Origin of the sequence: Spirosoma luteum DSM 19990 (assembly GCF_000374065.1) — a bacterium.
Taxonomy (GTDB): domain Bacteria; phylum Bacteroidota; class Bacteroidia; order Cytophagales; family Spirosomataceae; genus Spirosoma; species Spirosoma luteum.
The window spans coordinates 126,124-149,482 of the sequence record NZ_KB893257.1 but is presented as its reverse complement, the minus strand read 5'-3'; the positions used below and the strand labels follow the sequence as shown (position 1 = coordinate 149,482).

Here is a 23,359-nt window from a genome sequence, read left to right as displayed (position 1 = left end):
TAAACCAGGCAGGTTAGTTGCCCTCATAAGGCCAGCCGTTGCCCGTTCAATACCCACCGTTTCAGTACATGACAACAAAAAACTTTTGGCAACGGCTTATTCATCCCGGCGAGGACGCGGAACCGGATGGCTGTTTCTGGCAGGTCGATCTGCACTCCCACCTGTTGCCCGGCCTGGATGATGGCGTGAGTACCCCCGAAGAAACCCTGACCTGCCTGACCCAACTGGCCCAGTGGGGTATCAAAAAAGTGATTACCACCCCCCACATCAGCCGCGACTGGTATCCGAACGAAACCCTCGCCATCCAGCAGGGGCTGGCCGCTGTCCGTCAGCTCATTGCCGAACAGCAATTACCCATCACCATCGATGTGGCTGCCGAGTATATGCTGGACGATTTCTTTCTGGATATGCTGAAGCAGGGGGATATGCTTTCGTTCGGGGAACGCCGGTTCCTGCTGTTTGAAACGGGCTGGTCGTCGGCCCCTATGAATTTGGGCGACATGGTCTTTCGCATCCAGACGCACGGCTACACGCCTGTGCTGGCCCACCCCGAACGCTACAAATATTACCACAGCGATAAAGCATCCTTGGAACACCTGCGCGAGATTGGCTGTCTGTTCCAGCTGAACTGGATGTCGTTGACTGGGCGGTACGGTTCCCACGTGGAAAAGCAGGCCCGTTTCCTGTTGCAACAGCACTGGGTAGATTTCATTGGCAGCGACATGCACCGCCCCGGCGACCTGGAGATGATGGCCCGCCTGTTCAAATCCGGCGACATGAAATTACTGGAAGAGCAAACGCTGCTGAACGAAACGCTACTGTAACGGAAACGGGAGTTGGACTACCGGATGGATACGTTATCCAGCCCACCCCGGTCGGGACCGTTCCGGTATTCGCCCCGAATTCGAATGCTGGTCAGATTTTGCAACACCTGTTGCATTTCTTTTTGAGTTGCGTTCACTTTCCCGTTCTTCCAACCACTTTTCTCGTCCAGTTTAACCAAATAACTAGTCCACCTGGTACCAGGATTGTGAGGAGAATTGAATGTCAACTGCGTTGTTCCACCCGTCAAAATAACATCGTCTGCATTAAACTGTGCATCCGTAGCTGATTGAATAAGATCAAAACCAAGCGTTAAGCCGTATGCCTTTCGAGTCATATCAATGAACTCATTGGATGCAATGAAATACCAGGCATCAGTGCTGATATCCTCAGCATAGATACACCCACCTGGGTTTCCTCCAAAAGATTGAAAACCACCCTTGCCTGCTTCGTTGATTTGCCATCCTTGGGCATCATTGTCGAAATGATACGAAATCGATAAAAGAGGGGTCATTGTTTCAGTACATCCAATGAAATGAGTACTACACGCCAGGAGGATTACTATACAATACGCAGTATACTTTGGGGAAGGGAAAATCATGGTTAATAAACCCGTGAGAAATGAATTGACCGTACAGACAGACCACGGTGCTACACCGTCAAACCGGACAAAACTAACTCACTAATTCATCCAGTGTTTTGCGAGCAACTTGCTCTTTCTGACTGGATGGGCCTTTCTTAGTCACTTCGTTTAACTGCAGGGTAAATGCCCCTAAAATCGCTTCCCGGTTCAAGTACCGTTCCGCATACCGCCGGGCGTTGGTCCTGTAGGGAGTTAGATTCGAAACAAGCGATTCCCGAATGGCGGTTACCAGCTTCTCTGCCGATTCCGGTTCGATTACCAGGCCTATATTGTGCGTACTCATGACCTCATGCAAGGTAGTACCCGAAACCGCCGATACCAATGCATAACCACCGGCCGCCAGAATACCGGTCAGCTTCGAGGGCAGAACCAGATCGGAAGCCGATTTCTTTTGAAGCACCAGGTGGATATCCGCCGTAGCCAACAGGGCCGACAACTTTTCGGCGGGCTGCAGCGGATAAAACCGAACATTCGTCAGGCCATAGTCCCGTACCAGTGTTTCCAGCTTGTTTTTTCCCCCTCCCGATCCGAAGATGAGAAATTTTACCTCTGGCTGAGATACAAACGATTTGGCAGCTTCAACGATGATCTCCAGCCCCTGCTTTTCGCCCAGACTACCCGAATAGAGTACTACCTTATCCGTCGAATGTAACCCTAGTTCTGTCCGTAATGATTGCGCCGATGGGAGTGGTCTGACCAGATTACCGTCGACCCAGTTCGGGAACAGTACGCATTCCTGCTGTATCACGTTCTTCTGCGTCACCTTCCGAACCATTCCTTCGCTGATGGTCGACACAACGGTGCAGCGCTTGAGGATAAATCGCTCCACGCGGAACATACTATCCAGAAACCACTTGTTTTTGAGCATCCCCAACTCCTTCGCCATGTCGATCTGCAAATCCTGAATATGGCACCAAAGCGGCACCCGGCGCAGCTTACTGTAAAAAACGGGCAGCAGCCCCAGATGAAACGGGGGCGACAAACAAATGACTACGTCGTACCGCTTGCCAAAGAAAACGGGTAGCCAGTACACTAGACTGCTCAACACAAAGGAGAATTCGTGCAGAATCCGCTTGAGCGACGTGACGTTTCCGGGTACGTAAAATGGACACCGGTGCACCCGGACTCCCGCCAACTGTTCCGTATGCCACCATTTTCCCCGGTGCGACGCATGAACGGCCCACTCCGGATAATAGGGCAAGGTGGTGATTACCTCCACCGTTTCTCCCTGCTGAGCCAGCCACGCGCCCATGTCGCCAGTGTATTTACCAATGCCGGTTAGCTCCGGTGCGTAGTTGATTCCGTATATAAGTATGCGCATAAACGTTGTCTTTCCAGTTAGGAGGCTATGCCCCCTTTATTTCGAGCAAGCGGGACAATCGGACTAGTCCCACTACGCTCAGGCCGGTACCTGCCCCAATTCCCCCACACACAATATCTCCCCAGTCAAAATGACGGAGAGGAATCAACACTTGTCCGGCTTCGGCTACACTGACTACCGCCAGCAGCAGCAACCAGGACAACACCCAGTTTCGCCACACCTGCTTAGTGATAGATAACCACACGCCACTGAGCAGACCAAGTATCAATAATGGTACAGCGGTACGAATGTTCTGATTTTGCTGCGCATCCGTCCAGGTCGATAACCAATCGGGTAGCACCCCATAAATAGCCAGATTAGGCCTGGGCAACCAGCTAAAATAGAAAACGATGGCAGCACCCATCAACAGACTTATAAGTAAAAACACCCTCATAAGCGTACACCATTAGCTATGAATGATAAGAGGGACCGTCACGTTATCAGAAATCTCTTCTGCTGAAGACTCTTTGTCTAGTAGCTCCCTCGTTTTGATAACAATGAAGTACTCATAAATAGCCTGGAGTGTCGCGTTTGTCAAGCCAGCCCGGCCATCAAGGAATGACCTTTTCCAGAAGGCTAGATACAACCATTTAATAAGCGGTCGGCCTGGAATTTTATAAAATATTCCTTTCTGGTGATATCTCTTCTCAGTAAAATCTTTGCTAAACAGTGCTTTCTGCAACGAGAAACTTAAGTTACCCCGGTGCTCTTCTACCCATCGTTTAGCCTCCATAGACGAATAGGTGTTGTGTTTATTAAGCCAGTGATGCAATCCTTTTGAAAAAGGATAATGTTCAAAGTGACCTTTCAGGTCCTCCACTACTCCATCAACTTCAAGAACCTCATTAATTTCCCGGTGATAACGAGCTTTACTCTTGCGTACTAAACGAATATAGTAAGGAGTCATCTGAGAGTGCTTGAGCCATGTTTTCCCAAAGTAATCCCTACGCCTTATTCTCAAGCCATTTACACCAACCTGTACTCTTTGAACTCTTTCTAACATTTCCCTTGCTAACTCCGCAGGAATACGTTCGTCCGCATCCAGAATCAGTATCCATGAATGTGAGTAGGGCAATGCACTTAGAGCCACATTACGTTGTGATGCATATCCATCAAACTGACGCTGTGTAACCTTTGCCCCGGCTTCCTTGGCTAGTTTGACTGTATCGTCTTCACTGTAAGAATCGAACACATGGATATCATCACACCAGGAAACTGACTGCAAACAGTCAGGCAAATCCTGCTGTTCGTTCTTGGTAAGAATGAGTACTGAAATCTGGTTATACAATGAGTTCTTATCAATCATCTTGAAGTTATCCACTGTTTGACAAACAAGAAGAACTATAGCAATTTGCCTTTAATCATCACCGAGCGGGCAAAAGCAGGTATACGTCCTACTCTACAAATAGATTCAACCAAAAACCCTTGCTCTTCAAATAATTTTTCAAGCGTAGAAATAGAAAAAAATTTCACATGACCGTAGTCTCTAAGAGGATGCCAATGACTATCATATTTGTTAGCTAAAGCTAATGCAAGATTTTTCCAATAACCATGATAAGGAGTAGTAATTATCAATGTGCCACCAGGCTTCAATGCTTCTTTCGCTCTCTCAAATAATTGCCTAGGCAATAGTAAATGTTCGATCACTTCTACAGATATTACTACATCAAATTGACTTTGATATTTTTGGGCTAAATCATCTTGCATTACCGATTGAAAGAAATTAACATTGGGAAAAGTCGCTTGAGCAATCTGGATACCTGAATCTGAGAAATCGGTTCCAGTACATAATAGTCCAAATTGATTTAGACGAGCTGTAAGAGCACCATTACCACACCCCAAATCTAATAATGTGTTAGCTTTTTCGGAATTAAGCCATTTTCGCAAAACTGGCTCCACATAAAAATGTACTTCAGTATTTGTAGATGTATCCCATATGAACTCCTTCGCAACTAACGACTGTTCACGATCTGTTTTAGTCCTTGAATCATTCATTTTTTTAGATACTCTTTTATAAATGTACATGGATTACCAGCACAAACAGACCAAGCAGGCATGTCTTTGTTAACAACAGAACGGGCACCAATTACGCAACCATCTCCGATCCTAACTCCTGGATGTACAAACGCTTCTGCTGCTACCCAAGCATTATCACCAACATGTATTGGAAATGCAATGAGCGGATGTCCTATCTTTGTATAGTCATGTGTTCCTGTACATAAATAGGTTCCCTGTGATATTACGGATCTTTTACCAATCATAATTTTAGCTTGCGAATATAAAGTAGCATCGTTACCAATGCCACATCCATCACCTAATTCAAGGTTCCAAGGAGCCCATATGTTAACACCGGGATAAACATGCACCCTCTTCCCTACTTTAGCGCCAAAGCAACGCAATAAAAAAGATCTCCAAAAATGCAAGGGTGTAGGAGAATACCTAAACAAAAACAAGTAACTTATATTCCAAACAATTCTGAACAACCTATTTTTTAAGGAAAACGAAGGTCCATTAAAGGTATCTGAATTATACATTTTGTCAAGTCTGCTATAAGCGAACAAAATCAGGTTTCGAACATTTACCCGAAACCCATTTATATAATAAAAGCATATCGTCAGATACCTTTTTCCAGGTAAATTTTGAAGCCACTAAATCGAACGCTCTTAAGCCAACATCGATTAATTTAGAATGCGGTGTAATAAAAAGTTCATTTAGTGAAGAAATTAATGACATTTCATCCGTTTCTATTCTATATGCTGCGTCAAATTCGAACCCTATATTCAAGTTACAAGCATCAGATATAAGGGTATATTTTTTATACGACCAAGCCTCTAAAACTGCCATTGGCAATCCTTCGCTAAAAGATGGAAGTATAAATGCATCTGAATGAATGAACGAATTCACTTTATCATTACCGTATTGACCACCGATAAATTTTATAGTTGCATTATTACCAGCTAAGTCTTTTAACAACTTACTATACGAAACATCTTTTAAATCACCAGCTATTACTAACTCCCAATCATGATTAAGATAATCGCTTTTTAACCAAGCACTAATTAATGAATGAATATTCTTTTTAGGGTCTATTCTGCTCAAAAATAGAAGAGTCTTTTTATTAACATTTTTCCATGATGGTGTTTCCTTCACATTACACAAGTTAGGAATATCTACACCATTAGGAATTATTGCAATTGGCTTTTTTATACCGAGAGATCTAATCGATCTATACTCTGCCTCATTAAGAGCGTGAATACATGAAGCATTATTTAAATTATTTTTTTCGTACAACTGTAAAATAATTCTCTTTTTCCAGAAAGATGTTTTCAACTGATACAAATCAAGCATACCATGTGGAGAAACAATAGTCGGTATTTTATGTATTCTACTATATCTCAAGGCAGCATAAGACAAAAACATCCATAATGATTGCGTGTGAATAATTTGCGGTCTGATCATTGATATTTTTAGAAAAATATCTAACGAAAAACCAAATTTCTTCGGTCCGATAATTTCGTAAGAAAATAGAGTATTTTTTGGGTAACTACCTGAATCCTTAATTGTATATTCGTCATTATACATCAAATATTTCAATTCTATATTATGGTTACTTAGAAGGTTTTTCCCAGTCTCCACGATGGTTACAAAAACACCTCCAGAATTTCTCGAATTTGACCCGGAAACAATTAATACTTCCATTTTAATGATATCATATTTTAATAAATAGCATCAATATACTTATGACTTTTATAGGTATTCTTTACCTTTCTCCTTTTCCAAAAGTTAATGTAAAAAAAGCACAAGAATCCAGCAATCAATAAAAATCTAAAATTATTTCTCAAAGGGTATTGCTGATTAGCAATAAAAAATAAGTACATCGGCAATGAAAGAAATAAACCTACAGTCCTATTTTCTAATACTGCAATATTTGCAGTTCTCAAGCAGAGAAAAACAAGAAAGTAAAACAAGAATAAATAGCTTAAACCGAAGTGATAAACTTCACTATATGCATTGAATGGGACATAAAGACTAATCCTATTTTGATACTTCAGAAGCTCATCAAAGCCATCAATTGAAGAAGGTAAAGGAGAAAAAGACAATATTTTGTATTCTTCAGGATATTCTCCTTTTAGATCTACAGCTTGAGCAAAAGTTGAAACTCCGCCCAAAACATTGTCAATGAGCTCTTCGGTTGAAAACAATCTTTCTTTTGACATTCCAGAATAGTTATAAGCAATTTGGGATACACCTTGTTTGTAGCTCCCTCTACCACTTAATACCAAGAAATAAGACAATATACTTGCGCTTAATAATGAAGCAATAATAATTTTCTTTTTAAAATTTCTGCTGTAAAAGATAAAAATTGACATCAATAAAGAGAAAATAATTAATGCAGCTGAGCGTGAATTAGCCCCAAGCTCGAATATATAAAGTATGAAAAATAGTACAAATAATACTAGCTGCAAGTATTTGAATCTCTTTGTGCTGAATAAAAAACCAAACGCGAAAGCACAAACTATTCCATTTACAGGTATAGTTTTATGAAACATAATTCCTATGGAAGATGTGATGCCCATCTTCACGGAATCTACCATTGTCAAATAACTACCGTTTACATACAACAGATCTAAATCTACTTCATACAAAAAAAACATTAGCATAATTATTATACAAATAGCATAAATAGATAGATATTTCTTTATCCTATCAAAAGAAATAAAATTTATGTTTAGAGCTAAGCTGTCTTTATTTGGCTTTAAAAAAAACAAAGAAGAAAGGATAATTAGATTAAATATAGAATAATAATATATCGTTGGGTTTGAAATATTATCAGTTTCCGAATAAGAGTATCCTATTAAAGAAAAAGTATTTAATAAAAAAAAATGTACAGAAGGGAGCATCAGGAAACTTTTTCTATATAAATAGAAAAAAATCAACGCTGATAAGATTATCAAGAAGTATATCATTTTTCCTTTAAAGAGTCTAAAGCTCTAGTAATCATGCCATCTATCGTGAGAAAATTGTAAACGAACCTTCTACAGTTACAACTAAGTTTTTGAATCGAAGTAGAATCTATAGATACTATCTTTTGATAAACGTCCTCAACAGAATCAAATAGATATCCATTATATCCATTAATAATGTAACTATACTCAACACATTGAGGAATATTTTTTGATCTTTTTAATGTGAAAATTGGTTTACCATATGCCATAGCTTCAACTATTGATAGTCCAACCCATCCTGGCTGAAAATATATATCAGCAAGTTGAAATAATTCATTTTTAATTTTTTGGTCGTAAATGGCACCAAAATCTCTTACTGCAGGATATTTTGAGAAGTTAGGTTTTAATAACCCATCACCTATTATTATATAAGCAATATCTTGGTTACATGTCATACTAATGAGTTTTTCTAATAAATCTACTCTTCTGCCTTCCTCATTAAATCTTGCACAATATATTATAGCTATTCTTTCCTTTATTCCATATTTATATTTCAATTTTTCTTTATCAAGTGGAGGACGATTCATTATATCAGTAACTGACGAAATAGTGTTATTCAGCGATATAGCATTAATAGTTGGAAGTCTTTTTTTCCACAATTCTAATTCATTATTAGTGTAAAACCATACCTCATCAGACAATACTATAAGCCATTTTTTTAAAAAACTCACTTTTCGTTCTTCAACTAAAAAACCACTAATTGATATACCGTGTCCCCAAAGTATTATTTTTTTTTTATGGATAAACTTAGTTATTAAAAAAAACCAGCTAATTATGTGATATGGAGTTAACATTAATACCAAAGTATCGTACTTCTTATTCCAAAGAGTAAAAGGATTGACAACGATAAAATTTTTAAATTTAAATCTTTTTATACTACTTGTTTTAACAATAGAACCATGAAAATTATTACTTTTTAACGATTGCTCATCTTCATAGCAAAATATTTCTACTTCGCATTTTTCCTGTATTTTGCTAAAAAAAGCGCTTCTATAATCAGGCACTATCGATTGAAGTATCGCTACCATATTTTTAGTATAGCTTTATAATTTTATTTGTTTTTACAAAGACAGTTACTAACATTATAAGGTCAATAATGAGCAGAAAAAATGAAGCTAATTCTAAGCCGAAAGTGTTTAAATAAAAGTACTGAATTAATATACTCACTACTCCCATAGCTGGAAAAAGTAATAATTGGAATGTCTTGTTTATAGACAAGGTAACCATACTAACAGCATTCCAGATAGTATGAAGTACAGCACCAAATATCATAAGAAAAATAAACGTTTTTGTAATAACAAGTTCCTTATGGATCCAATAGTACAGCAGTGTTTTGTAAAATAATGTAATAAATAACCCCGATAGCAAGGTCAATATAATAACTTGCTGTAAATTTTTCTTAAAAACTACTTTTGCTTCACTTATTCTTTCACTTGAAAGAAGTATGTTGTACTTTGGCATTTTAGGTAGGTATATTATACTCATAAAAGATCTCATAGTATTTACCAAAGTTCTAACTGTATTAAATATAACCACGCTATTAGTTCCTAAAACCTTACCTACAATAAATGTATTACCTTGTAAAATCAAACCAAAACCAATACTATATAAACTGTAACTTAACGAACTTGGAAGAATTTTTTTAACTTCTCGTATGTTTTTACTGAATCCATATTCATAATTTTCATATTTACTTAATTTAAATATAGTAACAAATAACAAAAATATTTTACTAAATGTAAATAATACTGGGATCAAAATTAAATTCTTACTGGTTTTAAGTACAATGAGTGTTATTATCAAATCAATGCAATAACTAACAAATACATATTTCTGATTCATATAATATTTATCAATTGATCTAAAATAAGACAAATTAAAGTTTAAAAGTAATGTTGCTACAATATTTATTATAAAAAATAGCAATATCAAACTCACTTTTTCCCTATCAATTATATAAATATTAAGAAGAGAGTGATAATCAATATAGTAAAGACTGATTACAAAAAAAAGTAAAATAGTTAATCCTATTATTATTATTAAGAAGTTTGTTGACTTGAATAAGCCAATCATTTTACCGTAATTTTTCAGTACATTATAATAAGATATTTGATTTGATACTGTAGTTGTTAAGCCTAAATCACTCAATATTAAATAGTTGGGTATAACAGTAATCATTATCCATTCTCCGTATACTTCTTGTCCCAATTCGCTTATATATATAGGAATAATTAAAAGTTGTGAAATGATAATTACACCTTTAACTAACATTCCATAAATTAAGTCTTTACTTAATTTGGAACATATCTTATTTTTTATTTTTCCAAAAGACAACTTATACGACTGGATCATTTTTATAAATTTTACGATATCCATTCATATCATTGGCATTTCCTAACTTTAATATAAAATCAAGTTTTTATTTTTTGGAGTAGGTTTGATAAAAGCACTATTGTAATAGGACAGTATTTTTTTCAAACCAACTCTTCTACTACATCCCATTTTTACCACGCATTTCTGTCACCCTTTAGCATGGTACTTACGGTCATCCAGCATATCCACATATCTAACCCAGCTGATTTCTTTCGGTTGTACAGACGGTCGTATCGCACCCGATGCTTCATCTTCATTAGATGATTTACTTCTCCCCGGCAACCCCGTACCTGGGCTAATCCCGTTATACCCGGCCTTACCCGGTAGCGTCGGCGATACTCGGGCATGGTGTTCCAGAATTGAGCGCTGTGCTCCAGGGCGTGGGGCCGGGGCCCTACAACGCTCATGTCGCCCCTGAGTACATTCAGGAATTGTGGCATTTCGTCCAGATTAGTTCGGCGCAGGAAGCGGCCAATGGGGGTTATACGGCTATCATTTTTTGTGGTTTGCCTGAATTCGGTTGCCGGTCCGCAGCGCATGGTCCGGAACTTGAAGCAGTAAAACCAGCTCCCCCGGTAGCCCGTGCGCTTCTGTATGTATAGTACCGGCCCTTTGGAACCCAGTTTGATCAGCAGCCCAATCAACGGGATCATCCAGGACAGAACGAGCAGGCAGACAAATAAGGACAGGCAGACATCAAATACGCGTTTGCTGGTTTGCTGATACGGAACATCTATGTACCGGGACCGCGTCTCCGCGTATACATACAGAGGCTTGTAATGTGAGTCAAGACTTAACATGGCTTTAATTGGGAGTATGGGTTCTTAATATATTACCTGGATAGTAGTAATAGCATACTTAAATGGGGCTCAAGCGCCTTTGGGTAACCGTTGTTTTTTGTCGGTGCCGCCACCGTAGTAATCACCGTAGCTGTAGTTGTAGTAGTACGATTCACCTTCGCCCACGCCGTTCAGGATAATGCTCAGTTTCTGGAAACGCTGTTCTTTGTACAGGGTATCCACCATTCGGAGGTAATTCTTGGGGGTATGGTCGTGCCGGACCATGAACATGGTGGCATCGGCAAAGGGCGCGATCAGCTGCGAGTCGGTCACCAGGCCAACCGGTGGCGAGTCCACCAGCACGTAATCGAACCGGGCTTTCAGTTCATCGAACAGCTGCGCCAGGCGGGGAGAGCTCAGCAACTCGGCCGGATTGGGTGGTATAGGGCCGGAGGTAATGATAAAATAGTTTTCGTAGCCCATGATGGGTTGCAGCAACTCGTCAATGGTGGCATCGCCAATCAGGTAATTGCTCAGACCGGCATTGTTAAACATGTGCAGGCTCTTGTGAAGTTTGGGCTTGCGCATGTCCATTTCCAGGATCACCGTGGTGCGACCCACCAGGGCTAAGCTGGCACCCAGGTTGAGCGATATAAAGGATTTGCCTTCGCCACTGATGCTGGAGGTAAACAACAGGACCTGACTGCTGTGGGGGTCGGACCGCAAAAACTGGAGGTTTGTCCGCAGCGCCCGGATCTGCTCACCAATAACGGATTGCATCCGGGGTTTAAATACCAGATCGTCCGACCCGTTCTGACGGCCTTTTACAATCTCGCCCAGAATCGGCACCTGCGTGGCTTCTTCCACATCCGACCGGCGCAGTACCCGGTTGTTCAGGGCATCTTTAGCCGAGATAAACCCAATCGGGATCAACAGACCAAAAGCGGCAAATAAGGCAAAAATGGTCATCTTAACCGGCTTTACCGGTTTGCTGCTGGTGCGGGCTGCATCCACCGTCCGGCTGTCGGATACGGTCGAAGCGGCCGAAAGGGCTGTTTCTTCCCGCTTCTGGAGCAGGTAGGTGTACAGGCCATTCTTGATAGCCTGCTGCCGGGTAATGTTCAGCAACGCCCGCTCTTTGCCGGGCACGGTCCGGATCATGCCTTCCATGCGCCGGTTATTGGCTACGAGCTGGGCGCGGTTACTGGTCAACTGCTGCCGGATGGTCTGCACATTCTCATTAATGCTGGCCTTCATGGAGTTCAGCTGGCTGTTGAGCGATTGCAGCACCGGGTTGTTGGGCGAGGTGATCCGGGAGGTTTCATCCCGCTTCAATTCCAGTTCGGCCAGTTTTGTGAGCAAACCGGTCAGGATGGGGTCGCTCAATCCCAGTGTGGCGGGGGTGATGCCCTGACTACCCGACTGGTTCTTGATGTACCGCTCGATATCCGACAGGGACCCCAGCCGCATATCGACCTGGTTTAGCTGCGCATCGTTTTCCTTCACGCTGGTCAGAAAGGTTTGCGCCTGCGCGCTCAGGTCCGTAATGCCCTGGGTAGACTTGTACAGTTCCACTTCTTTCTCCACCGTCGATAGCTCACCCGATATGAGCGCCAGGCGGTTTTCGATAAAACTCAGTGTATTGCTGGCTTCCTTGTTTTTATCGACGATGGCCTCTTTGTTATACTCCGCAATGAGCTGGTTCAGAATAGCCTCGCCCTTGTCGGGTACGGTTTCGTTCATGCTCAGGACCAGCACCGTCGACTGCTTGGCCGTTGGCTCTACTTTCAACTCTTTCAGATACTCTTCAACGGCATCGGTTTGTGCCGATACTACCGCCACCATCGGGTCCAGTTTTTTGCTCAGGGGCTGCCGGGGAAATACCCGAAGCTGCCCATAGGGTGTCTTGATGGATTGATTGACGGGGTAGGCTTTTCCGTTCAACTGAATGGTTTTCTCATCCTGAAACGCGATTTCCAGTTTCTCGCCGTATAGGGTGGGCGCTGGCTTTTCTACCAGCAGCCGGATGGGTGATTCCGCGTAGATCTCTTTGTCGAACGTGCTGGTTGGGTAATAATACCGGACATTCAGGCCCAGTTTATCTACCACCCGATCCATGAGCGTGTAGGATTTAAGGATTTCCTGTTCGTTCTCCACCACTTTGCTGGGGGTAAACAGGTCCATCTCCTTCATCAGGCTTTCGCCGGAGATGCCTTTCTTTTCATCCTTGATGAGCATACTGGCTTTTACGTTATAGACCGGTGGCTGATACAGCAGGTACACGTAACCCACTACGCCTGCCAATACCAGGGATAGCAGGAACCAGGGCCAGTTGCGCACGTACCGCATCAGCATAGCCCGCACGTTCGGCTGGGTTTCTACTTCGTAAGCCTGGTAGGGCGTATAGGTATTGTTCGTATTGTTCATGTTCGTGTGAGTTAAAAACGGCTAACGATAATGGCAACAAAGGAAAGGGCACTGATAATGATAGGTAAGATCTGGTACGTTCGATCGGCACTGGCCACGCGGGCGTTACCGGGTTCTACATACACCACATCATTCGGATGCAGGTAGTAATAGGGAGAGTTGAACACATCCCGCTTCGTCAGGTCGATCCGGTTAAAGGTGCGCTGTCCATTTTCCTCCCGGATAACCAGTACATTGGTCCGCCGACCGTAGATGGTCAAATCACCGGCCAGGCCCAGCGCGGCCGGTAAGGAGATCTGACCGTTTGGTATCGAAAACAGGGACGGCCGGGCTACCTCACCCGATACCGAAATCTGGAAATTCAGGTTTCGTACGTTCACCGTTGGCTCTTTCAAAAAGTCGAGCAATTTCGTTCGGATCAGGGCAGCTGCCTGCGTGTTGGTCAATCCCTGCACCGCCTGTGCGCCAATCAGCGGTAATTCAATCTGTCCTTCTTCGCTTACCATGTAGCCAGGCGTATACGGCATAGGCGTAGTCGGAGAATTTTGCATAGCTGTAGTTCCCGATGTGGCGGTCATCAGCGCATACGGATTGAAAAAGGTCGTTGCCTCCGGGCTTAAACTGCTTACCTGTACCGATAACACATCTCCAACCTTGATGGTCGGGATAAACCGGGGAGCCAGGGACATGGAATCTTTTCCGGGGCTATCCGCCTGATACAGGGCCAGTTCTTTACTGGATACGCAGCCGGTCAGGTATATGCACAGTCCGATAACTAAATACCCTGCTTTGGCTTGCACTTCACGTAACGTCATACTATTGTTGTTGTACTACTCTTGATTTTACTGATACTGTCGGTATTGATTTTGCAGGTATCTACTGTGGTATTGCCGAAGTAATGCGTCCAGTTGATATCCCACTCGATACCGGGAAGCAATGTTGTACCCTCTTGTGTACGCATATTCCCAACGAAACTCTTCGGTTGTCCGGAGTCGTACCCGCTGTGTCCGGGCAATTCGTCCGGGCGGAATAGGGGTAGCAAAATTGAAGCCACCTGTGGTTCCGTTACTCGTTTTTGTCGTAAAAAAGCCTACTTCCACACTGCCCATCTGCCGGATAAAATCAAACCGCACCCCCCGGTCCTGGTACATGTATTGCCCCCCCGACAGTTTCAGCGTGATATCCTGCTTTGGAATCCGATAGGCCACGTCGGCCAACAGCATAAGGTTTTCGGGTGCCTGGTAATAAAATCCATTCTTTGGAAAGAAGTAAAAACCGGTATACCCCGCTTCCACCCCGAACGACCAGTTTTTTGTCAGATCGACGTGACGATACTGCACATTCACGCCGTATTGATCATTGTAGAACAAACCCGCCGACAGGCTCACGAAATTCACCCCGTCCAGCGCCAGAAACTGATTCAGGAAAATAGGGGCAGGCCGTACATTCAGCGCCTGATTGTCCAGTTGATTGACAATCGGGAACAGAATTCCCCAGTTCAATACCAGGCCCCGGCTCAGGTACAACTGGCTTTGCAGCAGCAGGTTGGTTTTGCTCTCTACCACCTGCTCCCGAAACCCAAACTGGGCAATAAATTCCGGTTGTAGCCGAAAGTCGAACTTATAATTCCGGCTGTTGAACGGGTGCGTTTTTCTCCATTCCTGTCGTTCCGGTTTGGTTATTGTTGTGGTGCTCACCGTAGTTCCCAGCCGATACTGTGCAATGGGTACTCCCTGAAACAGGGGTACAAACGTATCAATATCCTGTTTCGGCAATGCTTCGGCTAGCCCCAGTATGCCTATCAATGGATTCCGATATAGCCGCTGCTCGTAATAGACCCGGTGCTGTGTACTATCGACGGTCATGTTTTCGTAGTCCGACAATCCATTTTTACGTTGTGCCAGGCTTTCGCGTATTGGCCACACCATACATCCCAGCGTAAAGAGGTGCCAGGCCCCCGGCATTAACAAACGTATTTTCCCCCTTTGAGTGCTGTTACCACTCAATGTTAGGATTTTTGCCTGTTGCTTTATGCCCTCACGCTTATTCATGCTTTCTGAATCGTTTTGGTAGGCGAAGCAACGGACACGAATAGGAAGTACCAGCCGTAAACTGGTCTCCATTCAGCAAACCGGCCTGTATGGTCCAGTGACCAAATAATAGCGCATAGGCACCTACGTTCAGATGCTGGGAATCCCATTCTGCCATGATGCCCCCTTTTTTAGCGACATCAAATTTAACGCCCCCAAAGGGCCCGGACAGGTAATAGTAAGGCAAATCCCGTTTATCGTAGATTTTAAAATCCGATAGAATATCATTTGTATTCGTGCGTCGTCCTATCGAATAAGGACTACCCATCCCGATAGTAACAGCAGCCGTAATAGACCGGGTAACGGGCATGTGTTTCGTTGCTACTATAGCTTCGGTAATCAATGAGTTATCAACTCCAAAGGGAGCAGACAGAATAAGCGCCATGGATGGGCGCTTTCCCTTCTCGGTCATGAACACATATTTCAGATCCACCTGCCGATCACCAATTCCCCCTTCTTTAAAGGGTATGGAGCCGTTGGGCCGCAGCAGATTGATGTTTACTTCAAGCCGGGGAAGTACCACCAGATTGACGAAGTAAATACTTTCTGAATTTCGCTTGTTAAACTTGATCGCGTAGTTAACAGGGTTGTAGGCATACCCCGCCGAAAAAGTCCCGTCTTCTACTACCTCTGCGGATGGTATATATAACAAACCCGCCTTTCCGGAAATATTTACCTGTGCCTGGAGTACCGTCGGACACCCTATCCACATCAGAAAAAGCACCATAGCAAAAACCGTGTGAACGGTCTTCGCCAGGTTGCTTTTCGTGAACGGATATAAGTATACGTTTGCCACAGAAATAGACTGATTACCAGATTAGGTAGTACGAATCAAAAGGTAAGTACCCCATCAAATTCATTTTTCCTAGTTGAACTTCAGGCGGAGAGAGAGCCCGGCTTCTACCCCGTTCAGGCTTACTTTCTCGATGGTGCTGGTCGTTTCCGTTTTCACCACCTGATTGTAGTTGCCGAGGTGGTACCGCACGTCGAGTGCTGCGTACAGCATCTTGACCAGTTTCTTCTCCGCTCCCACAAATACCTGCACCCCGTAGTTGTTCCCCGTCTGGGTTTCGTTCACCGATCCGGCAGCACCGGTTACCTGCCGGTCAAACTTGTTGGTAACAAAATAGCGGGCAACACTCACCCCAATGTAGGGGGTCAGGAAAGCACTTTTCGGACTCTCTTCGGTGTTGGCCGCTACGGCCGCCGGTTCAAAGGTATATTTCAGGTCGAGGGAAACCGGGATTATCGATACCGTCAGTTTTTCGGTCCGGCTGATACCCGCAATACTCAGCGGGCTGGATGCCGAACTCTGCCAGATTCCCACCCGGCCACCGAGGGACAGGCCTTTTACCAGCCCGATTTCCAGCGCGGCTGTCGGCATGATTTTACCCGAAAGCGTGGCACCCGCACCGTTATTAAAGTCTACCAGGTTGGATTTAGTGTTCCAATAGTCCAGGGATGGCTTCCAGTAGCTGGCGCCGATGCTGATACTTTTGAGGTTGACCTGCGCCTGAGCGGGCAGTGCCAGCAGGCCGCCAAACACGGCCACGAAGGCAACAAGGATAGAATTTTTAGTCATGGTTCGCTATTTTTTGATAGTAGGTAGTGAATGGATGGGTTTACAAATCAACCCCCGTTACCCTGGTTGTGGCAGCTGGCAACGGCTTTGGCAAGCGCAGCTTTCAGGGCATCGGCCGCTTTATTGTACTCTTTGTTAATCTGGTCCAGATCTTGATCCCGCGCTTTGGCAGCTTTCGCATCTTTGGAATCACTGATGCTATCGCATGCCTTATCAGACGATTTTCTTACGGTATCCAGTATAGACATGGTATCGCTGTACGAGCTAAAAATCAATACTTTTAACAGTTTGTACTGTTTATCACTCAGGACAGATTTAGCATCGTCCAGATCGGCCAGCATTTTATCTTTTGCTGTATTGAGGGCTGATACCTGACTATTATAGTTAGAGGTCGCTGTACTTTTACAGGGGGCTACATCGGCTTTGGTAGCACCACTGCGCTGATCATAAATACTTTTGATCTGGGCCACCTGCGCTTCCTTCACTTTAGTCAGCGCGGCCAAAGCGGTATTGTATCCTGTAGTGGCGGCTGCTTTGCAGGCATCCTGATCCAGGGCAGCGTGCGCAACGGCAATAGCCTCAACGATTACCCCTGCCCGTCCGCCTACTGCTTTTCCATCGACAACCGGCAGGGTAAAGGTTGGAAAGTAAGCCTTCAGTGCCGGGTCAGTGGCCATAGCCGTTACCTCGGCCTGGAGAGCCGCAGGGAGCGTACCACCTTTAGCCACGTTGTCAAGCACCGTGGGGGTAAAGGCGGCAATCAGCTGATCGGCCTTTACGTCGGAAACGACCTTACCGATATCATCCGTAGCCTGTTGAACAGCGGCCGGGATCTGGCCCGAGGCCTTGATACCAGCCAATCCGCTGGCAACGGCGGCAGTCGCTACAGAGGGGGATACTGTAGCCTGCGTCACCGATACAGCGGCTGGTTCTGTTGCCTTTACCTCGGGCAGCTTGACATCGTCAAAGCCCTTGAAGGTGTAGGCGAAAGGCGTGAGCGAATCAACGTCCTTTGTTTTACAGTTGTACAGGACAGCCGCCAGGCATACCCCATAGAAAAGCGTTTTGAAACTTGATTTGAATGGTCCCATGTAAAAGTAAAGTTTAATCTAAAGGTTGTGATATGAAAAATTGATTAGGAAAACGCTGAAAACACATGGACTCCGCGTCCATACCAGATTCATTGATACCAGCGTGGGTATCGATCAGCATGCGTTGTGTGCGCACATGAAGTAGGTAACGTTTAATCACTGTTTATTCTCTGGGGGTAGTTGATTTGATTGACAATACATAGTTCAGCCGGTACATGTCGTCGTACAACAAGCGGGTAGTATGTATTTCTATTGGGTTAGCTGGATGTATTGACAGTAAACTTAATGTTACTATTTGTCAAAAACAAAAAATATCCGAGAATTAAATCCGAAAGGGGAAATACGCCGTATATGAACCTAGTACGTTTCCCGTGGTTTTATGGGTAAGGGAATTCTTGTCCAGTCTGGCAGAAGAGGGCGAGCCAGATACTACAAAAGCAAGCGTTGACATTATCATGGTGCGTGTAATTAATATGGTACGAGGCAAGGCAAGCTTATGCTTGCTTTCAGTAGCAAACATACTGAGAAATTTCCTATTCAAACTTGTTACTACTTTTCAACCTGGTTACGTTACATAGAGATTAACGATGCGATATATAAACATAGATCCCTATTTCCTTTTTTTTCTTTATTGAAAAATATCATTTATTAAAAAAATCATAAAACGACACTTGTTTAACAAGATTAGTCTACAGAGTTGGTTACAATAAGGTTAAATAGGCATTAAATTTTTAATCTCTTTTTAATCTCCATTCCCTCACAGCTCTTAAACAATTAGTGTCTTTTTTTAGATATGGCGGATCACTCCAGCCTGATCGCCGAAAAATCAGTGCCTGTAATCACCCGTTCGGTTCATTCGTAAGCACCGGTTTCAGGATTTCCCACACAGTAGTAGCCACGATTTTGTGCCCAGCCGGTGTTGGATGGATGCCATCAGACTGATTCAATGAAGCCACCCCGCCCACGCCTTCCAGTAAAAAAGGGATGAGGATCAGTTGATTTTTGTCCGCCAGTTCTCTGAACAGCGACCGAAATGCCTTCGTGTAGGTCGTTCCCATGTTGGGCGGAATCTGCATACCCGCCAGCACGATGGTAGCCTGAGGGCTTTTCTGCCGGACCGTATCGATGATTGCCTGGAGGTTTTGCCGGGTCGCCGATACGGGTAGCCCCCGCAGTCCGTCGTTCCCCCCCAGCTCGAGCACAAATACCGCAACGGACTGACGCATGACCCAGCTAATCCGGCTTTTGCCCCCAGCGGTCGTTTCTCCGCTCAGCCCGGCATTCACTACGGTGTAGTTCAACCCCGCGGAGTCGATCTTCTGACCAATCAGGGCCGGGAAAGCCTGTGAGGGCTCAACGCCGTAGCCAGCCGTCAGGCTGTTCCCGTAAAACAGGATAATCTTTTTCCGGGTGGTATCCGCTGGTTTCGGGGTGCTTGCGGTTGAGGTAGTGCCTGCCTTGTCAGTACTGGTTTTTGAATCGGACGTATTACAGCCCCAGACCGTCAGGATGAGCAACAGGCCGCTTATCACAGAACCGGAGGTTTGGCGATTGAAACAGAACTTCATAAACAGGACGTTAGTTAGTAGGTGTAAGCACTGTAAAAGCGCTATAAAAAGTAAAGAGAAGTCAACCGGTTTTTGTTTATGTCAATTCTTCACGTCGAAAATCTCACCAAAACATACCCCAGTGGCGGTCGTGCCCTGACCGTTTTGCAGGGCGTCAATTTCACGCTGGAACCGGGCGATACGTTCGCCATTGTGGGGCCGTCGGGTAGTGGCAAAACAACCCTGCTGGGTTTGTGCGCCGGGCTGGACCGGGCCTCATCGGGAAGCGTCTACCTGAACGACATCCGGCTGGATACCCTGACGGAAGATCAGCGGGCGGCTATCCGGAATCAGCATGTGGGGTTTATTTTCCAGAATTTTCAGCTGCTGCCCACCCTCACGGCCCTCGAAAATGTGATGGTGCCGCTGGAGTTGCGGGGGGGTGAGAAAAATGTGGCCAAAACGGCGCAGGCGCTACTGGAACGGGTGGGCCTGGGCAACCGGGAGCATCATTACCCCGCGCAGTTGTCGGGGGGAGAGCAGCAACGGGTGTCGCTGGCCCGCGCCTTCATCAACCGCCCCAAACTGCTCTTCGCCGACGAGCCCACCGGCAACCTCGATGCCGACACCAGTGCTACCGTAGTAGACTTACTTTTTGAACTCAACCGCGAAGCCGGCACCACGCTCGTCCTGGTTACGCACGACCTGGAACTGGCCGCCCGTACCCAGCGCGTCATCCGCGTAAAAGGCGGAACCGTCATCGCTGATAGTAAAGAGCGAATCGGCGAAAGAGTGAACCGGAACGCCGAAGCGGAGTGAAAGGTTTTCTGTCATGCTGAGGCACGAAGCATCTTTGGGTGATGCCGGACGTTTCTTGCTCTTACCGAAGATGCTTCGTGCCTCAGCATGACAAAAACTCACTCTATCACCCTCTCATTTACTCATTCTCTTATTCTGTCATTCACTCTTTCACTCATTAAAAAATGTGGCTCTTCCGAATGGCGTGGCGCGACAGTCGCCGAAGCCGACAACGGTTATTACTTTTTATGTCGGCCATTGTGCTGGGCATTGCCGCTTTGGTGGCCATCAACTCCTTTGGCGATAACCTGGCCCGCAGCATCGACGAACAGGCCCGCGAACTGTTGGGGGCCGACCTGACTCTTTCCTGGACGCGGGCGCCTTCTGCCAAAACGCAGCAGTTGCTTAAAACACTGGGGCGCGACCGGGCGTACGAAGTGTCATTTGCTTCGCTGGTTTCCACACCCAAAAATGGCGGGGTCCGGCTGGCACAGGTAAAAGGGTTACAGGGTAACTTCCCGTTCTACGGCACTTGGGAAGTGCAGCCTGCATCGGCTGTTCAGACCTTCCGGCAGGCTACCAGCCGGGTAGCCCTGGTCGATGATGCGTTGCTGATTCAGATGGGCACCCAGCCCGGCGATTCGGTACGGGTGGGCAACCTGTCGTTCCTCATTGTGGGGCGGGTGACAAAAACGCCGGGGCAGGCGGCCATTGCGGCAACCGTGGCCCCCACCGTTTTTATCCCCAACCAGTTTCTGGCCGGTACGGGTCTGCTACAGCGGGGTAGTCGCATCGCTTATAAGTACTATTACCAGCTGGCACCGGACAAAGCAACCAGTGCGGTCGATGCCGATACGTTTATTAAACCCCTGGCTGCCCGGCTGGATAAGGAAGGAATCAATTACGATACCGTTACCGAACGCAAAAAACAGACCGGTCGCTCCTTCGCCGACCTCACTAAGTACCTAAGCCTGGTGGCCTTCGTGGCACTGTTGCTGGGTTGTGTCGGTGTGGCGAGTGCCGTGCAGTTATACGTAAAAGAGAAGGTAGCCTCGGTGGCTATTCTGCGGACGCTGGGTGCCAGTGGTCGGCAGGCATTCCTGATTTACCTGTACCAGACGACCCTTATGGGGCTGATTGGTGCCACCGTCGGGGCTGTATTGGGATCGGTGGTGCAGTTACTGCTTCCCCGCATCTTTGGCAATTTCCTGCCCATCACCGTCGATACGGCTCTTTCCGGCCCCGCCGTTCTGGGCGGCATCGGTACGGGTTTATTAATCTCGGTTCTTTTCTCCCTGCTGCCGCTCCTTGCTATTCGCAACGTGTCTCCTCTGCGTACGCTGCGTACCTCGTACGAAGATGATTTGCAGGGTCGTGATCCCCTGCGCTGGCTGGTTTACGGACTCGTTGTCTGTTTTATTGTTGGTTTCGCGTACTGGCAGACCAGCAATCTGCGATTAGCCGTTGGCTTCACGGGTGGCCTGGTCGTGGCCTTCGGATTGCTGACGGCGATTGGTCTGGGCCTGATCGGACTGGTACGGCGTTTTTTCCCGGCTTCGTGGAGTTATACCTGGCGGCAAAGTCTGGCCAATCTGTACCGACCCAACAACCAGACCCTTATCCTGATAACCTCCATTGGTCTGGGGGCTTTCCTCATCGCGACCCTGTACCTTACGCAGGGTTTGCTGCTGGGCCGGGTAGAATTATCGGGCAGCGGGAAGCAACCCAACATGGTGCTGTTCGATATTCAGAATGAGCAACTGGCGGGCGTCAAATCGCTGGTGCAGGCGCAGCACTTACCGATTTTGCAGGAGGTGCCGGTAGTGACCATGCGCCTGACGGATATCAATGGAAAAAACGGCGAAACGGTCCGCAAAGACACAACCCAGAAACCGCCGAAGTGGGCCTTCACCCGCGAATACCGGGTTACTTACCGTGACTCGCTGATTTCGTCGGAGAAGCTGGTGTCGGGGAAAGTCCCTTATCAGTTCGGTGGGGCCAGTTATATTTCCATCGAAAAAGGATTCTTCGAGCGAATGCACCTCAAGCTGGGCGATACCCTGAACTTCAACGTGCAGGGTGCGCCTGTTCAAACCATTATAGGCGGCACCCGCGAGGTGGAATGGAACCGGGTCCAGACTAATTTTCTGGTTATTTTCCCTTCCGGTATTCTGGAGCAGGCGCCCCAGTTTCACGTGCTAATGACGCGGGTGCCCGATAATCAAACCTCGGCCGTATTACAGCGCGGACTTGTGAGCCAATTCCCGAACGTCTCCGCCATCGACCTCGGCCTGATACTAAAAACAATTGATGAAATTCTGGCTCAAATTTCCTTCGTTATCCAGTTCATGGCCCTGTTCAGCATACTGACTGGTCTGCTGGTGCTGGCCAGTTCGGTGGTCATCAGCAAGTTTCAGCGGCTCCGCGAGAGTGTGCTGCTCCGGACGCTGGGGGCCAGCCGAAACCAGATTTTGGGCATTACGTTTCTGGAATACAGCCTGTTAGGATTTGTAGCAGCCCTATCCGGTATTTTACTGTCGATAGCCGGGACCTGGGGGTTAGCCCGTTTCGTGTTCGAGGTACCCTACCGACCCGATGCCCTGCCGCTGCTGGTTATCACCCTCGTTGTAACGGGACTAACCATCCTGATTGGAGTTTTCAACAGCCGCGATGTACTGGTAAAACCACCGCTGGAGGTGCTGCGGGCCGAGGTGTAATCAACTCGGAACAGCTTGCTGGTATACAACAACCCAGCGAACTTCGTGGCTCACTACTTCCGGTTAGGCAACAAATTTTCCGTAAGCGGGCGATTTAAATCGCCCGCTTACGGAAAATTTGTTG

The 23,359-nt window shown here is 45.8% G+C and carries 21 protein-coding genes; 3 read left to right on the top strand and 18 right to left on the bottom strand.

Annotated features, from left to right (window positions below; genetic code table 11):
• Positions 1 to 68 precede the first annotated feature (68 nt).
• Positions 69 to 824 (top strand): tyrosine-protein phosphatase, encoded by a 756-nt coding sequence (locus tag B156_RS0113635; RefSeq protein ID WP_040585629.1) that lies wholly within the window; start codon positions 69 to 71, stop codon positions 822 to 824.
• Between the two features lie 17 nt (positions 825 to 841).
• Here the strand turns inward: B156_RS0113635 and B156_RS0113630 are convergent, their stop codons facing one another.
• The 18 genes from B156_RS0113630 to B156_RS0113550 all read right to left on the bottom strand — a co-directional run bounded on the left by B156_RS0113630 (position 842) and on the right by B156_RS0113550 (position 19,741).
• On the bottom strand, positions 842 to 1,336 hold the full coding sequence (locus tag B156_RS0113630) for a laminin B domain-containing protein (protein WP_018620294.1): 495 nt from the start codon (positions 1,334 to 1,336) through the stop codon (positions 842 to 844).
• 160 nt (positions 1,337 to 1,496) lie between these two features.
• Positions 1,497 to 2,786 carry a WcaI family glycosyltransferase gene (locus B156_RS0113625; RefSeq protein WP_018620293.1) on the bottom strand — a complete coding sequence of 430 codons (1,290 nt, stop codon included), beginning with the start codon at positions 2,784 to 2,786 and terminating at the stop codon, positions 1,497 to 1,499.
• A gap of 25 nt (positions 2,787 to 2,811) precedes the next feature.
• Complete coding sequence (locus B156_RS0113620; RefSeq protein ID WP_018620292.1) at positions 2,812 to 3,219, bottom strand: hypothetical protein; 408 nt, start codon at positions 3,217 to 3,219, stop codon at positions 2,812 to 2,814.
• A 12-nt stretch (positions 3,220 to 3,231) separates the two neighbouring features.
• Positions 3,232 to 4,146 (bottom strand): glycosyltransferase family 2 protein, encoded by a 915-nt coding sequence (locus tag B156_RS0113615; RefSeq protein ID WP_245563735.1) that lies wholly within the window; start codon positions 4,144 to 4,146, stop codon positions 3,232 to 3,234.
• Positions 4,147 to 4,166: 20 nt separating this feature from the next.
• Positions 4,167 to 4,850, bottom strand: coding sequence for a class I SAM-dependent methyltransferase (locus B156_RS0113610; protein WP_018620290.1), 684 nt, complete (start codon positions 4,848 to 4,850; stop codon positions 4,167 to 4,169).
• Positions 4,817 to 5,359, bottom strand: a complete 543-nt coding sequence (locus B156_RS30835) for a DapH/DapD/GlmU-related protein (protein WP_084757738.1) — start codon at positions 5,357 to 5,359, stop codon at positions 4,817 to 4,819. Before B156_RS30835 ends, B156_RS0113610 begins: the two co-directional genes overlap by 34 nt.
• Before the next feature lie 13 nt (positions 5,360 to 5,372).
• Entirely contained in the window at positions 5,373 to 6,524 is a 1,152-nt protein-coding gene (locus B156_RS29185; RefSeq protein WP_084757736.1) for a glycosyltransferase, read from the bottom strand.
• Between the two features lie 17 nt (positions 6,525 to 6,541).
• A complete protein-coding gene (locus tag B156_RS0113600; RefSeq protein WP_157627031.1) occupies positions 6,542 to 7,726 on the bottom strand; it encodes a hypothetical protein in 1,185 nt (394 codons plus the stop codon).
• Positions 7,727 to 7,788: 62 nt separating this feature from the next.
• On the bottom strand, positions 7,789 to 8,859 hold the full coding sequence (locus tag B156_RS0113595) for a glycosyltransferase (RefSeq protein ID WP_018620287.1): 1,071 nt from the start codon (positions 8,857 to 8,859) through the stop codon (positions 7,789 to 7,791).
• A 4-nt stretch (positions 8,860 to 8,863) separates the two neighbouring features.
• Entirely contained in the window at positions 8,864 to 10,207 is a 1,344-nt protein-coding gene (locus B156_RS0113590; protein WP_018620286.1) for a lipopolysaccharide biosynthesis protein, read from the bottom strand.
• A 128-nt stretch (positions 10,208 to 10,335) separates the two neighbouring features.
• A complete protein-coding gene (locus tag B156_RS0113585) occupies positions 10,336 to 11,004 on the bottom strand; it encodes a sugar transferase (RefSeq protein ID WP_018620285.1) in 669 nt (222 codons plus the stop codon).
• A 69-nt stretch (positions 11,005 to 11,073) separates the two neighbouring features.
• Entirely contained in the window at positions 11,074 to 13,410 is a 2,337-nt protein-coding gene (locus tag B156_RS0113580; protein ID WP_018620284.1) for a GumC family protein, read from the bottom strand.
• Between the two features lie 11 nt (positions 13,411 to 13,421).
• Positions 13,422 to 14,225: a polysaccharide biosynthesis/export family protein gene (locus tag B156_RS0113575; protein WP_018620283.1), complete on the bottom strand. Its 804-nt coding sequence runs from the start codon at positions 14,223 to 14,225 to the stop codon at positions 13,422 to 13,424.
• A 27-nt stretch (positions 14,226 to 14,252) separates the two neighbouring features.
• Positions 14,253 to 15,461 (bottom strand): YjbH domain-containing protein, encoded by a 1,209-nt coding sequence (locus tag B156_RS0113570; protein WP_040585604.1) that lies wholly within the window; start codon positions 15,459 to 15,461, stop codon positions 14,253 to 14,255.
• Complete coding sequence (locus tag B156_RS0113565) at positions 15,454 to 16,296, bottom strand: YjbH domain-containing protein (protein WP_018620281.1); 843 nt, start codon at positions 16,294 to 16,296, stop codon at positions 15,454 to 15,456. The genes B156_RS0113570 and B156_RS0113565 overlap by 8 nt, the downstream gene beginning before the upstream one ends.
• A 69-nt stretch (positions 16,297 to 16,365) precedes the next feature.
• A complete protein-coding gene (locus B156_RS0113560) occupies positions 16,366 to 17,082 on the bottom strand; it encodes a hypothetical protein (RefSeq protein WP_018620280.1) in 717 nt (238 codons plus the stop codon).
• A 47-nt stretch (positions 17,083 to 17,129) separates the two neighbouring features.
• Positions 17,130 to 18,173, bottom strand: a complete 1,044-nt coding sequence (locus B156_RS0113555) for a hypothetical protein (RefSeq protein WP_018620278.1) — start codon at positions 18,171 to 18,173, stop codon at positions 17,130 to 17,132.
• Between the two features lie 839 nt (positions 18,174 to 19,012).
• A complete protein-coding gene (locus B156_RS0113550) occupies positions 19,013 to 19,741 on the bottom strand; it encodes an arylesterase (RefSeq protein ID WP_018620277.1) in 729 nt (242 codons plus the stop codon).
• A gap of 78 nt (positions 19,742 to 19,819) precedes the next feature.
• On the opposite strand from B156_RS0113550, the gene B156_RS0113545 reads away from it, so the two are divergent.
• Together B156_RS0113545 and B156_RS0113540 are read left to right on the top strand one after the other, a co-directional pair.
• Entirely contained in the window at positions 19,820 to 20,539 is a 720-nt protein-coding gene (locus tag B156_RS0113545; RefSeq protein WP_018620275.1) for an ABC transporter ATP-binding protein, read from the top strand.
• A gap of 179 nt (positions 20,540 to 20,718) precedes the next feature.
• On the top strand, positions 20,719 to 23,235 hold the full coding sequence (locus B156_RS0113540; RefSeq protein WP_026260816.1) for an ABC transporter permease: 2,517 nt from the start codon (positions 20,719 to 20,721) through the stop codon (positions 23,233 to 23,235).
• Positions 23,236 to 23,359: the final 124 nt, after the last annotated feature.